This is a genomic window from Microbispora sp. H10949 (genome assembly GCF_014161435.1).
Lineage (GTDB): Bacteria > Actinomycetota > Actinomycetes > Streptosporangiales > Streptosporangiaceae > Microbispora > Microbispora triticiradicis.
On the sequence record NZ_JABBWZ010000012.1, the window covers coordinates 132,039 to 145,607 of the forward strand.

The 13,569-nt window shown below is 70.1% G+C and carries 11 protein-coding genes; 6 read left to right on the top strand and 5 right to left on the bottom strand.

The window, feature by feature from the left end; all coding sequences use genetic code 11:
- Positions 1–71 precede the first annotated feature (71 nt).
- The 3 genes from HHX40_RS28820 (at position 72) to HHX40_RS28830 (ending at position 4,662) form a co-directional block, all read left to right on the top strand.
- Complete coding sequence (locus tag HHX40_RS28820) at positions 72–1,916, top strand: 2-oxoacid:acceptor oxidoreductase subunit alpha (RefSeq protein ID WP_138459418.1); 1,845 nt, start codon at positions 72–74, stop codon at positions 1,914–1,916.
- Positions 1,909–2,979 (top strand): 2-oxoacid:ferredoxin oxidoreductase subunit beta, encoded by a 1,071-nt coding sequence (locus HHX40_RS28825; RefSeq protein ID WP_111700642.1) that lies wholly within the window; start codon positions 1,909–1,911, stop codon positions 2,977–2,979. The genes HHX40_RS28820 and HHX40_RS28825 overlap by 8 nt, the downstream gene beginning before the upstream one ends.
- A 180-nt stretch (positions 2,980–3,159) precedes the next feature.
- Positions 3,160–4,662, top strand: coding sequence for an MBL fold metallo-hydrolase (locus HHX40_RS28830; RefSeq protein ID WP_182883089.1), 1,503 nt, complete (start codon positions 3,160–3,162; stop codon positions 4,660–4,662).
- A 28-nt stretch (positions 4,663–4,690) separates the two neighbouring features.
- Here the strand turns inward: HHX40_RS28830 and HHX40_RS28835 are convergent, their stop codons facing one another.
- From HHX40_RS28835 to HHX40_RS28850, 4 genes are all read right to left on the bottom strand, one after another.
- Complete coding sequence (locus HHX40_RS28835; RefSeq protein ID WP_182883090.1) at positions 4,691–5,287, bottom strand: dTDP-4-dehydrorhamnose 3,5-epimerase family protein; 597 nt, start codon at positions 5,285–5,287, stop codon at positions 4,691–4,693.
- Position 5,288: 1 nt separating this feature from the next.
- Complete coding sequence (locus tag HHX40_RS28840; protein ID WP_182883091.1) at positions 5,289–6,968, bottom strand: DUF4082 domain-containing protein; 1,680 nt, start codon at positions 6,966–6,968, stop codon at positions 5,289–5,291.
- Positions 6,969–7,131: 163 nt separating this feature from the next.
- Positions 7,132–8,073, bottom strand: a complete 942-nt coding sequence (locus HHX40_RS28845; RefSeq protein WP_182883092.1) for a hypothetical protein — start codon at positions 8,071–8,073, stop codon at positions 7,132–7,134.
- An 11-nt stretch (positions 8,074–8,084) separates the two neighbouring features.
- Entirely contained in the window at positions 8,085–8,753 is a 669-nt protein-coding gene (locus HHX40_RS28850; protein ID WP_182883093.1) for a hypothetical protein, read from the bottom strand.
- Positions 8,754–9,005: 252 nt separating this feature from the next.
- Here HHX40_RS28850 and HHX40_RS28855 point away from each other — a divergent pair, with 252 nt between their 5' ends.
- The 3 genes from HHX40_RS28855 to HHX40_RS28865 are packed head-to-tail and all read left to right on the top strand — an operon-like array spanning position 9,006 to position 12,405.
- Entirely contained in the window at positions 9,006–9,926 is a 921-nt protein-coding gene (locus tag HHX40_RS28855) for a hypothetical protein (RefSeq protein ID WP_182883094.1), read from the top strand.
- A 39-nt stretch (positions 9,927–9,965) separates the two neighbouring features.
- On the top strand, positions 9,966–11,402 hold the full coding sequence (locus HHX40_RS37960; protein WP_182883095.1) for an O-antigen ligase family protein: 1,437 nt from the start codon (positions 9,966–9,968) through the stop codon (positions 11,400–11,402).
- A complete protein-coding gene (locus tag HHX40_RS28865; RefSeq protein WP_182883096.1) occupies positions 11,377–12,405 on the top strand; it encodes a glycosyltransferase family 4 protein in 1,029 nt (342 codons plus the stop codon). The genes HHX40_RS37960 and HHX40_RS28865 overlap by 26 nt, the downstream gene beginning before the upstream one ends.
- A gap of 32 nt (positions 12,406–12,437) precedes the next feature.
- Here the strand turns inward: HHX40_RS28865 and HHX40_RS28870 are convergent, their stop codons facing one another.
- Entirely contained in the window at positions 12,438–13,544 is a 1,107-nt protein-coding gene (locus HHX40_RS28870) for a DegT/DnrJ/EryC1/StrS family aminotransferase (protein WP_220499697.1), read from the bottom strand.
- Positions 13,545–13,569 lie beyond the last annotated feature (25 nt).

Here is a 13,569-nt window from a genome sequence, read left to right on the forward strand (position 1 = left end):
GGATCTAGCATGGACATGACAACGTGCCACAAGCAGACAGGCCTGGGCGCGTCAAGGAGGACTGAGGAGCTGTGACCAAGCAGGTTCAGCAGCTCGACCGCGTGATCATCCGGTTCGCGGGTGACTCCGGCGACGGAATGCAGCTCACCGGTGACCGGTTCACGGCGGAGACGGCCCAGTTCGGCAACGACCTGTCGACGCTTCCCAACTTCCCGGCGGAGATTCGTGCGCCCGCCGGCACCCTGCCCGGGGTGTCGAGCTTCCAGCTGCACTTCGCCGACCACGACATCCTGACCCCCGGCGACGCGCCCAACGTGCTTGTCGCGATGAACCCCGCCGCGTTGAAGGCGAATATCGGCGACCTGCCACGCGGCGCCGACATCATCGCCAACACCGACGAGTTCACCAAGCGCAACCTGCAGAAGGTGGGCTACCCGGGCAACCCGCTCGAAGACGACTCGCTGAAGGAGTGGCGGCTCCACGCGGTGCCGCTCACCTCGCTGACCGTACGGGCGCTCGACGGCTTCGACATCTCGAAGAAGGACGCCGAGCGGGCCAAGAACATGTTCGCGCTCGGCCTGCTGTCGTGGATGTACAACCGGCCGACCGAGGGCACGGTCAAGTTCCTGGAGTCCAAGTTCGCGCGGAAGCCCGAGATCGCCAAGGCGAACATCGCGGCCTTCCAGGCGGGCTGGAACTACGGCGAGACGACGGAGTCGTTCTCGGTCTCCTACGAGATCAAGCCGGCCACCCTCACGCCGGGCGTCTACCGGAACATCTCCGGCAACCAGGCCCTGGCGTACGGGCTGATCGCGGGGGCGGTGCAGGCGAAGCTGCCGCTGTTCCTGGGCTCCTACCCGATCACCCCGGCCTCCGACATCCTGCACGAGCTGTCCAAGCACAAGCGGTTCGGCATCCGCACCTTCCAGGCCGAGGACGAGATCGCCGGGGTGGCCGCCGCGCTGGGCGCCTCCTTCGGCGGGTCGCTCGGCGTGACCACCACCTCGGGCCCCGGCGTCGCGCTGAAGGCCGAGACCGTGGGCCTCGCGGTGACCACCGAGCTGCCGCTGATCGTCGTGGACGTACAGCGGGCCGGCCCCTCGACCGGCATGCCGACCAAGACCGAGCAGACCGACCTGCTGATGGCCATGTACGGCCGCAACGGCGAGTCCCCGGTCCCGGTCCTGGCCCCGGCCACGCCGTCGGACTGTTTCACGATGGCGGTGGAGGCGGCGCGCATCGCGGTGAAGTACCGCACGCCCGTGATGCTGCTGTCGGACGGTTACCTGGCCAACGGCTCGGAGCCCTGGCGCATCCCGGAGGTGTCGGAGCTTCCCGACATCTCCGCGCCTTTCACCACCGAGGCCAACGGCGAGGACGGCACGTACCTGCCGTTCAAGCGTGACCCGGAGACGCTGGCCCGCCCGTGGGCGGTGCCGGGCACGGCGGGCCTGGAGCACCGGATCGGCGGCATCGAGAAGGCCGACGGCACCGGCAACATCTCCTACGACCCCGACAACCACGACAGGATGGTCCGGCTGCGCCAGGCCAAGATCGACGGCATCGACGTGCCCGATCTGACGGTCGACGACCCCAGTGGCGACGCCCGCGTGCTGGTGCTCGGGTGGGGCTCGACGTACGGGCCGATCGCGGCGGCGGCCCGGCGGGTGCGCGCGGCCGGGCACAAGGTGGCCCAGGCGCACCTGCGTCACCTGAACCCGCTGCCCGCCAACACCGGCGAGGTGCTGCGCTCCTACGACAAGGTGCTGCTGCCGGAGATCAACCTCGGGCAGCTCGCCATGCTGCTGCGAGCCCGCTTCCTGGTCGACGTGATCAGCTACAACCGCGTGCGGGGGCTCCCCTTCAAGGCCGAGGAGCTCGCCGCCGTCATCGGGGAAGTGATCGAGAGTGTCTGACAGCTTCAACGGGGGCCTCAACGGCAAGGGCCTGGCCCTGATCCCGCGCACCGACTCCAAGCAGACCCTGAAGGACTTCAAGTCCGACCAGGAGGTGCGCTGGTGCCCGGGCTGCGGCGACTACGCGATCCTCGCCGCGGTGCAGAGCTTCCTGCCCGAACTTGGGCTGCGCCGGGAGAACATCGTGTTCGTCTCCGGCATCGGCTGCTCCTCCCGCTTCCCGTACTACCTGAACACCTACGGTTTCCACTCGATCCACGGGCGGGCACCGGCGATCGCGACCGGCCTGGCCGCCTCCCGGCCCGACCTGTCGGTGTGGGTCATCACCGGTGACGGCGACGCGCTGTCGATCGGCGGCAACCACCTCATCCACGCGCTGCGCCGCAACGTCAACCTGAACATCCTGCTGTTCAACAACAGGATCTACGGCCTGACCAAGGGGCAGTACTCCCCCACCTCCGAGATCGGCAAGATCACCAAGTCGACCCCGATGGGCTCGCTGGACAAGCCGTTCAACCCGATCTCGCTGGCGCTCGGGGCCGAGGCCGGGTTCGTCGCCCGGACCATGGACAGCGACCGCAAGCACCTGCAGGGCGTGCTGCGCCAGGCCGCCGAGCACCGCGGGGCCTCTCTGGTGGAGATCTACCAGAACTGCAACATCTTCAACGACGGGGCCTTCGACACGCTGAAGGACCCGGGCACCCGGGACGAGATCACCGTACGGCTGGAGCACGGTCAGCCGATCGTGTTCGGCACCGGCGAGAACGAGCGGGCCGTACGGCTGTCGCCCACGGGCGGCGTCGAGGTCGTGCGCCGCGCCGAGGTGGCCGACGGGGAGATCCTGGTGCACGACGCCCACAACCCCGACCCCTCGCTCGCGTTCGCGCTGTCCCGGCTGGACGAGCCGGCGTTCGAGCACGTGCCGATGGGCGTCTTCCGCTCGATCGACCGGCCCTCCTACGACCACCTGCTGAACGAGCAGCTCGCCACGGCCACGGCCGACAAGGGCGAGGGCAGCCTCGCCGACCTGCTCCACGGCGGGGACACCTGGACCATCGGCTGACGCGACCGACAAACCTCACGGCCCCGGTTCTTTCAGGACCGGGGCCGGGGCTTTTTCTGAAGGCGAAGGCATCACCACAAGTCCCCATTTTCCGGGGGCCGTGAATGGCATACTCGAACCGCGCCGCGGGGCGGTGCCCGAGTGGGATCAGTGTGCCGACGCTACGGAGGGGCTCTGTTGATGGACCTGTACCGCCGGGCGCCCGGGACAGGGCTGCGCTATCTGGGCCATGCCGGGTTCATCGCCGAGCACCAGGGCGTCCGGCTGCTCATGGATCCCTGGTTCTACCCCGCGTTCCTGCACTCGTGGTTTCCGTACCCCGACAACCGGCACCTTCTGGACGTGGTGACCAGTGGTCGTTTCGACTACCTCTACGTCTCCCACGCCCACGAGGACCATTACGACGAGCGCCTGTTACGCATGCTGGACAGGTCGATAACCGTGATCGTCCCCCGCTACCGCTCGAGAATCATGGTGAAGCGGTTCGCCGCGCTGGGCTTCGCCGACGTCGTGGCGCTGGGCCACAAGGAGTCCCACGAGCTCGCGCCCGGCTTCACCGTGACGATGTACCTCGACACCAGTCACAAGGAGGACAGCGGGCTCCTGCTCGACCTGGACGGCTACCGCTTCCTCGATCTCAACGACTGCAACACCCCGATGTCGGAGCTGCCCGGCGACGTCGACCTGCTGGCCGCGCAGTACTCGGGCGCGATGTGGTACCCGAACTGCTACGACTATCCGCCCGAGGTGATGCGGAAGAAGGTCGAGGCCGTCCGGGGGGACCTGCTGGACACGCTCTACCGCAAGGTACGGATCACCGGGGCCACCGCCTACCTGCCGTCGGCGGGCCCGGCCTGCTTCCTCGACCCGGTCCTGGAGGCGTACAACGACAGGGAGGCGACGATCTTCCCGCAGTGGGAGGACGTGGCGGACCGGTTCGCCGACGCGTGCCCCGGCGTCGAGGTGCTGCGGCTCTTCCCGGGCGACGTGGTACGGCTGGACGACCAGCCCGGCGGCACGCTGGTGGAACGTGACAGCGACGCGCCGCCCACCGAGGACCTCGCCGCCTATCGGGAGCGGCGCCGCGACGAGTGGGGCGCGTTCTACGACGAGCCGGCGGAGCCGGTGACCACCGAGGAGATCGAGGCGTACTTCGCCAAGCTGCAGAGCTGGAACAAGCGCTTCCTGGGCGACTTCGCCAAGGACGTCCGCCTGGTGGCGGACGGCCGCATGTGGGACGTGCGCCTGGGCCACCTGGCCGAGCACTTCGTGATCGAGGGCGAGGAGCCGTACGACCCCGAGTACACGCTCCTGCTGTGCCCCAGGACGATGCGGGCGGTGATCGAGGAGCGGACCGGCTGGGAGGAGGCCCTGCTGTCCATGCGGGTGGGCCTGCACCGCGAGCCCGACGTCTTCGACCTGACCTTCATGAGCCTGCTGCGGTACGGTAACCAGCCCGTGCAGACGATGCAGATGCTGCGGGAGCGGCAGAACACCGAGACCATCGAGCGTGACGGTCTGCGCATGCAGCGGTTCTGCCCGCACGCGGGCGAGGACCTCACCCATGCCGTCATCTGCGACGGCGTCGTCGAGTGCCCCCGTCACCACTGGAAGTGGGACGCGGCCACGGGAGAGTGCGTCGACGGCGGCACGCTGCCCCTGCGGGTGGAACCGCTGACCTGACGGCTCGCCGGAGCGCCGGGAGCCGCGACTACGTGGCGCGGAGCTTGTCGTAGTACGCCAGGCATTCGTCGTAGGCGGGCAGCAGGCCGGCGGCCATGGCCTCCGACAGCGTGGGGGCGGCGGCGTCCTTCGGCGACAGGATCGGCTCCAGGCCGGCCGGCCAGGCGATGCCGAGCTCGGGGTCGAGGGGATGCACCCCGTGCTCGCGCCCGGGCGCGTAGGGCTCCGAGCACAGGTAGACGACCGTGGCCCGCTCGCTGGTCGCCATGAAGGCGTGCCCGAGCCCCTCGGCGAGGTAGACGCCCCTCCTCGTGACGTCGTCCAGTTCGACGGCCTCCCAGCGGCCGAAGGTGGGCGACCCGGTTCTGAGGTCCACGACCACGTCGACGACGGATCCGGCCACGCAGGTGACGTACTTCGCCTGGCCGACCGGGACCTCGGCGAAGTGGACGCCTCTCAGCACCCCCCGGCGGGAGACCGAGCAGTTGGCCTGGGCGAGGCGCATGGAGTGCCCCACGGCCTCCGCCAGCCCGTCCGCCTTGAACCACTCGAGGAAGTCGCCCCGGTCGTCGGCGTGGATCGCCGGGGTGAAGGTGTACGCCCCGGCGATCGGCAGTTGTCTCATGTCAGAGTTCGACCGTGGTCCGGGTGCCCTGCCACACGTTGTTCTGCCACACGTTGCCGGGCGCCGATCTGTCGAAGTGCGCCACCGGGCCGTACGCGCCGCAGTTGGAGAAGAGCGAGCGGCTGAACACGTTGTCGCGGACCACGACGTTCCTGCTCGACCCGGCCTTGTCACCGCCGCCGTAGAAGCAGTAACCTCCGCCGCCGATCAGGTTGCCCTGGATGAGGACGTTGGTGACGGGACCGAGGCTGGTGGCCAGCATGATCGCGCTCGTCTGGCCGACGGGGTTGAGGATGGTGTTGTTCTTGATCACCAGCGGTGCGCTTCCGGACGAGCCCTCGGTCTGGATGCCGTCGACGTGGTCCCCGGTGAACGCGCGCAGGTCGTGGATGTAGTTGCCCTCGATGGTCCCGCGCCCGGTGTTGATCGCGTCCGTCGCGTCGTGGATGTCGTTGCCGCGGATCGTGATGTCGCCGTCCCCGATGTTCTTGACGGCCACGGCCAGCTGGCGCCTGCCGTCCCCGGCGATCTCACAGTGGTCGACGACGAGGTTGCCGTGGCCGTTCCTGAGCTGGACGCCCCACTCTCCGGTGGTGATGATCCTGCAGTTGCGCAGGGTCACGTTGTCGGCGTAGACGTCGATCGCGTCGGTGAACTCCACGCCGTCGTAGACGGCGCCGTTCTGCCGGAGTTCGCCGCCCTTCATCCGGGTGAACACCGTGCCCTTCGCGGGGCCCGTGGTGGAGGCGTCGGGGAATCCGTTCGCCGGCGGCGGAGCCTGGGTGGGCTTCGAGCTCGGCTCGGACGTCGCCGTGGGAGTGGCGGAGCGGCCGGGCCCCGTGGTCGGGGTGACGCGCGGCGTCACGGGCGGCGTGACGGGAACGGTCACCGTCGGTGTCGCCGCAGGCGTGGTCGTCGCCGTGTCGTCCGGGTACGCCGGCGTCACCGGCGCCCCCGGCGTCTCCGCGGGCTTCTGGGGGGGCTCTGTCGGGTCCGAGGCCGGCGGCTCGCCCTCCTCGCCCGCCGGATCCGGGACCACCGTGGTGTAACGGAAGACGACGTCGACGAAGTAGTTGTAGCCGGCGGGGTTGGAACGCCGGGGGAAGGACGGCCGGCCGTAGGAGAAGACGCCGTTGCGCTCCGCCGGCGCGACCAGGGGACCCACCTCCAGCGGCCCCTGCGTGAACACCCCGCGCTGCGCCACGTACCTGCCGGCGCCGCTGTTGTAGGAGACCGTGTAGGTGCGTCCGGCCTCCAGCGCCACCGGCGCCGACAGACGGGTTTCCTGCCAGCCTCGGCTGGTCTCGGAGCGGAAGGTGACGCGAGCCAGCAGCGCCCCGCGGTCGCTCCACAGGCTCCCGATGTGCCGGCCGTAGTCACCCCGCGCCTTGAGGAAGCGCAGCGCGACGACCTGGCCCTCGACCTGGGGGACGAACCGCATGCCGACCTCGACCGGCATCGGATCGCGCCGGGTCCTGGCCGACTGCGACTCCGGCGCGAAGCTGGCCTGCAGGACCCGTTCCTGGGCGACGGGAACCGTCGGGCCGAGCGACGTCTCGGGCGAACGGCTGGTGAGGGCCACGGTGACCGCGACTCCGCCGACGGCGCAGGCGGCGAGCAGCGACACCAGGCCGGGCAGCCGGCTCCGCCGGCCGCTCGCGCGCCTCGAGCTACGTACCATCGCTCTGCCTCCGACCTACGCGCCCGGTCGAGCGCCTCGTTTCCGCCGACTCAGCGATATACCCAAGCGGTCATTGTTGCGGCTGCGACACGGCGAGACAACAAGAATGGCAGAGTTCGTCTATTTTTCAGTTAAACAAACCGAGTGTCGGAATTATCCGTCCTCACGGCTCCACCGGACGGCCGGTGTCGAGCCAGACGTTGTCCCGCCACTCGTTACCGCGCCCGGCGGACTCCCAAGCGTTGACCGGTCCCCATCGGCCGCCCTTGGGGAAGATCTGCCGGGTCCAGACGTTTTTGATGACCTTGATGTTGCTGGTGGCGTGTTTGTCGTCGGCCCCCCGCCCCGCGTAGAGGCTGTAGCCGCCGCCCCCCAGCAGGTTGCCCTCGATCAGGACGTCGTGCGGGGCGCCGAAGTCCTGGAACAGGCCCACGGCCGAGGTCTGCTCCTGCTGGTTGAACAGGGTGTTGTTCCTGATGATCAGCTTCAGGCCGGCCGCGGGACCGCTCCCCGCCTGGATCAGGTCGACGTGGTCGTCCTTGCCCGGCGACGGGTCGTGGATGTAGTTGCCCTCGATGAGGCCGTGCGAGGTGACCACGCCGTCGGCGGTTCCGGAGATGTTCGTACGGCGGACGGTCAGCATGCCGCCGAAGTTGAGCACCGCCTGGTCGATCTTGTGTCCCGGCGTGCTGACGATCTCGCTGTCCTCTATCACCAGGCCGCCGACGCCCTGCCGCTGGATGATCCCCCAGCCCTGGTGGGAGTCGCTGACGACCCGGGTGCGGCGGATGACGACGTCGTCGGCCTCGACGCTGATGTCTCCGTGGACCTCGTAGCCGTCGATCACCTCGCCCGGGGTGGTCACCCGGAGGACCGGGTTGGGGATCAGCTGGATGTCGCCGACCCCCGTCGTCTTCGCGTTCGGCCACCGGGACGCGTCGATGGCGCCGGAGGCGCGGGAGGACGGCGTGGCCGTCGCGCGCACGTGCAGGCTCTCCCGCTCCTCGCCGGGACGCGGCACGGCCACCAGCCACACGACCGCTCCGCCGACGACGGCGCCCGCGAGAAGGGCCGCGACCAGCCTCCCCCACCCTGCCGGTGCCATACGTTGTCCCTTCATCGCGACGGTACGGGAGCCCGCGGCGGCGGTGCCGCCGCCGGCGCTCTGCGCAACCGGAGCCAGCTTCGCCGGGAGGCGAGCACCCGGTCCGCCACCACTGCGCTCTTCACCACGACCATGACTACCAGCAGAGCGAGGACGGCGGCGGCCTGTTTGGTGTGCCTGGGCACCTCGACGGCCTTCCGGGTGCTCGCCACGTTCTTCAGTCGGAGAAGGTAGTAGTCGTCGTCGGCGCCCGCGGACATCTGCCAGGACGCCAGCCTGACCCGCATCGCCCGGACCAGCACGGTCATCGCCTTCTCCGCCTCGGCGGCCGCGGGGGCGAAGGTGTCGACCACGATGTACGGCTGGTCGTGGGTCGGCACCTCCTCGCTGCCCTGGTTGTCCATCACGACCCGGTAGTCCGCGCGCCCGCCCGCCCTGGCCACCTCGTCCCGGGACCTGTCGTCGTCGAAGGACGCCGCCAGCAGTTCGGCCGTGCCGATCGTGCTGGAGGTGAACTTGGTCTCCTCGCCCTGCCGCACCACGGAAACCACGCTGTGCGCCTGGTAGGAAGCGGGGGCCAGCTCCGTGACATAGAATCCGGGGCCGCCGATCGCGACGATGACGAACAGCACCACCAGCGGATGCCGGAAAATCGCCCTGAATATGTGGCGAATAGTCACGGAACGCTCCAAGCGGGGTGCAAGGGACCGTCTGAACGTGCCATTGTTGCACCACGCGACTCGGGGCGCATCGCGAATCAGGGCGCGCGCTTCCCCGGCCCGGCTGGCGGAACCTCCTGTCGTAGGGGACACTTTGTGGGTCCGTTTACCTGGGAACGGTCCGGCGGTCCAGGGACGGCCCGTCCGGTACCGCCCGCATGAGCACACCGGCGTCACGACTATTCACGCGGGGTGGAAGTTGATGGAGGTCCGGTGGACCTGATGGAGGCCGTGTTCGTCCTCGCGCGCCGATGGACGATCACGATTCCCCTGCTGGTGCTCACGATCGCGGCCGTGACGGCGGGATACCTTCTGGTGCCCTGGACCTACGAGTCCTCGGGGACCGTCGTGTTCCTCACGTCGAGGCAGATCGCCGAGAAGAACACCGGTGGCAACCCGTACCTGGCCTTCGACGGGTCCCTGTCGATCACCGCGGAACTGGTCGGCCGCGCGGTCGACGACGAGCTCACCGCGCAGGACCTCGCGCAGCATGGTCTCACCGGTACGTACGAGACGCAGATCCCGCCCGACAGCCGCGCCCCCCTGCTCAAGGTGACCGTCACCCACAGCGACCCCGCCATGGCGCAGGCGACCATGGAGGCGATCCTCAAGAGGATCCCCGCCGCGCTCGACGACCTCCAGAAGACCAACAGCTCCATATCCCAGGTCCGGCTCTCGGTGCTCACCAAGAGCAAGAAGCCGGAGCGGGTGGCGACGTCGAAGATCCGGTCGCTGGTGGGAGTACTCGCGGTCGGTCTCATGCTGACGGTCGGCGCGCCGCTGATCATCGAGTCGATCAAGAACCCGCGCCGGCCGATCCAGCCCAAGCGCGTCCCGGACCCGAACGGCGGGCTCGCGCCGAAACGGCTCCGGCTGGACGACGACGCGCCCACGGCCGTCCACGTCTGGCCGCCCGCGGCGGCCGCCCCCGCCCGCCCGCCGGCGAGCGGGAATCCGCCGGAGCCGGCTCGCCCGAGGAGGGACGGGCAGGGTTCGAGCCGGAGCAGGACCCGGGGCACGCGCAGAACCCCCCGCGCGAATCCCGACGGGAACCCGAACGCGGCCGGCGACCGGACCGACACGGCCTGGCCGAGGGAGACCGACGATGGCCGGAACACGAGAAGATACCCCTAGGGCGCGGCGGAAGGCATGGTCAACGGTGCGGTCGACGGCGTGAGCGACCTTTCCGAGCCGGTTCTCGACGACGAGGCGCCGCGTCGGCGGCTGCCCTTCTCCGTGGACGCCGTGACCGTGCTCAGCCTGCTGGTCGTGGCGCTCGTGCTGATCCCGTCGCGATACGTGGTGGGCCCGCTCGGCTCCGCAGGCACCCCCGCGATCCTCATCGCCGCGGTGGCGTTCGGCTGGTACTGCGCGTCGATCTTCACGGAGCGCTCCACGCCGCTGCGGGGGCGGCAGCCGGTCCGGACCTCGATCTTCGTCTACGTGTGCGCCATCCTGGCCAGCTTCGTGGCGGCCACGACCCGGCCGATCTCCCCGGCGGAGCTGCAGGCGGCCAACACGTCGCTGCTGCCCGTGATCGGCTGGTGCGGCATCGCCCTGCTGGCCGCCGACGGAATCCCGAACCGCGAGCGCCTCGACGTGCTGCTGCGCAGGTTCGTCATGGGGGCGACGTTCGTGGCCATCGTGGGGATCGTCCAGTTCGCCACGGCGTTCGACCTGTCGCAGTATCTGGCGTTTCCCGGGCTCAAGGTGAACGGGACGTTCATCTCGCTGTACAACCGCGACGGCTTCAACCGGCCGACCTCGACGACGATCCACCCGATCGAGTTCTCCGCGACCCTCGCGATGGCGCTGCCGCTCGCCCTCCACACCATGCTGTACGGCCCGGCCGCGAAGCGCTGGTCCAACCGTTTCTGTGTGGCGGCGCTCGCGGTGGCCATCCCGCTGACCGTGTCCCGGACCGCGGTGCTCGGCATGGCCGTCACGTTCGCCGTCCTCATGCCCACCTGGCCGAGAGCGTGGCGGCACGCCGCCTACGTCGCCCTGCTGATGTTCACGGGCGTCATGGGCGTGGCGGTGCCCGGCCTGCTGGGGACGTTCAAGCGGATGTTCCTCGGGATGAACGAGGACTCCAGCGCCACCGCGCGCACCGACGACTACGCGGCGGTGGCCGAGTACTTCTCCCAGCACCCCTTGTTCGGCCGTGGTGTCGGCACCTTCCTGCCGCACGTCTACCGGATCCTGGACAACCAGTACCTCGCGACGCTGGTGGAGACGGGCGCGTTCGGGCTGTCGGCCGTGCTGCTCATCTTCGTGTGCGGGTGGACCGTCGCACGCCGCTCGCGACGCAAGTCCGCGGACGCGCCGACCCGTCATCTCGGCCAGGCCCTCGCGGCGGGCATCGCGGTGTTCGCGGTGACGTGCGGCACGTTCGACGCCTTCTCCTTCCCCGTCGCCGTCAGCTCCGCCTTCCTGCTGATCGGCTGCGCGGGCGCGCTGTGGCGCATCACCGACCCGTATGGAGGCGCGTATGTCGCCGTATCCCCGCGTTGGCTTCGCCTGCTTGTGGGACGAGGATCCACGCAGGACCTGGTCGTACACTCCCTGGAACCTGCGCGCGGCAATGCGCGAACGGGCCGACCTGGTTGATCTCGGTGTGGAGATCCCGAGGACGGTCCGCACCGCCCTGCGCGCCGCCCACGTACGGCCCCGCCACGGCCGGCTGGCCACGACGTGGAAGTACTCGAGGATCACCGACGAGTACTGCCGCAGGGCGCTGCTGCGCTCGCTGCGGGGCTCGGACTGCGAGGCGGTCCTGCAGATCCAGGACATCGCGCCGCTGCCGGCGCCTTTCTTCCTCTACCAGGACCTGAGCTACGACGCGCTGCTCAGTGTGCACGACCCGGACAACCGGCACGCCGTGCTGCCCAACATCTCGCCCGGCATGATGCGCCGCAGGCGCGAGCGCCAGCTCGACATCTACGCGCGCGCGACGGGGGTGCTGGCGATGAGCTCCTGGTTCGCCCGGACGCTCGTGGAGGTGACCGGGCTGCCCGCCGGGAAGGTGCACGTCGTGCATCCGGGCATCACGTCCGTGGGCGACCCCTCCCGTCCCCTGCCCGAACGGGAACGTCCCCGGCGGCGGCTGCTGTTCGTGGGCGGTGACTTCCGGCGCAAGGCGGGAGCGCTGGTGGTCGCGGCCACCCGGCTGCTGCGCCGCGACTTCGACCCGTCCCTCACCCTCACCGTGGCGGGACCCCCCGCCTGGCCGTTGCCCGGTGAGCCGCCGGAGGGCGTCCGGTTCCTCGGGCAACTGCCCCCCGCCGAGGTCGCCGCGCTGTGGGACGAGCACGACCTGTTCGTCATGCCGTCACATCTGGAGGCCTTCGGGATCGTCTTCGCCGAGGCCCTCGCCCGGGGCGTCCCGTGCGTGGGCCGCGACGCCTTCGCCATGCCGGAGATCATCCGCCCGGGTGAGAACGGCGGCCTGGTCTGCGGCGACGACCCGGCCGAGCTGGCGGAGACGATCGCCGGGATCCTGGACGACGACGGGCTCTACGCCCGGTGCCGGAAGGACGCCGCCGCGACCGTGGAGTGGTTCAGCTGGGACCGGGCCGCCCGGCAGGCGCTCGAAGTCGTCACCGCCGCCTGAGCGGCCGATGCCGCCGGGCCCCGGGCGGGAGGTCACAGCGCCTTACGGAGCGCCCCGGCCACCTCCTCCTGCTGCTCCGGAGTGATGTGCGGGAAGATCGGCAGGGAGAGGATCTCTCCGGCCGCGCGCTCGGCCACCGGGAAGTCGCCCGCGCTATACCCGAGGTCCGCGAACGCCGGCTGGAGGTGCACCGGCACCGGGTAGTGGATCTGGGCCTGCACCCCCTGTTCGTGCAGACCGGCGAGCACGCGGTCGCGGTCGGGCACCCGGATCACGTAGAGGTGCCAGACATGGTCGGTGCCCAGCGCCTCCTCAGGAGAGGCCGGGAGGGTCACGCCCGCGTCCACGAGGTCGGCCAGCAACTCGCCGTAACGGGCCGCCGCCCTCCGCCGCCGGTCGTTCCACTCGGCGAGCCGCCGCAGCTTCGCCCGCAGCACCACGGCCTGGAGAGTGTCGAGGCGTGAGTTGAAGCCGAGCGTCTCGTGCCGGTATTTCACGACGCTGCCGTGGTTGCCCAGCAGGCGCACCCTTCTGGCCAGCTCGGCCGAGCCGGTGGTGACCGCGCCCGCGTCGCCGTACGCGCCGAGGTTCTTGCCGGGGTAGAAGCTGGTGGCGGCGATGGCTCCGAATCCGCCGGAGCCGACTCCGTCGCGGGTCGCGCCCTGGGCCTGGGCGGCGTCCTCCAGGATCGGAACGTCGCCGGCGACCTCGGCGATCCGGTCCATCCGGGCCAGCCGGCCGTACAGGTGGACGGGGACGATCGCCGCGGTGCTCGGGGTGATCGCGGCGGCGAGCCGGTCCGGGTCGATCAGCAGGCGGGCCGGCTCGGCGTCGACGAGGACCGGCCGTGCCCCCGCCCTGAGCACCGCCTCGGCGGTGGCCACGAACGTGTTGGCGGGCAGGACCACCTCCGATCCGGGTCCCGCCCCCAGCGCTCGCAGCGCGAGTTCGATCGCGTCGGTGCCGTTCGCGACGCCGACGCAGTGCGCGACGCCGCTGAAGGCGGCGTACTCCTCCTCGAACGCGGCCACGTCCGGCCCCTGCATGAAGGCGGTGGAGCCGAGCACGCGGGCGAAGCCGGCGTCGATCTCCTCCGCCACCTCCTCGTGAGCGGCCCGCAGGTCGACGAACGGGATCACAGAAGCTCCTTCTGCCATGAGGCTG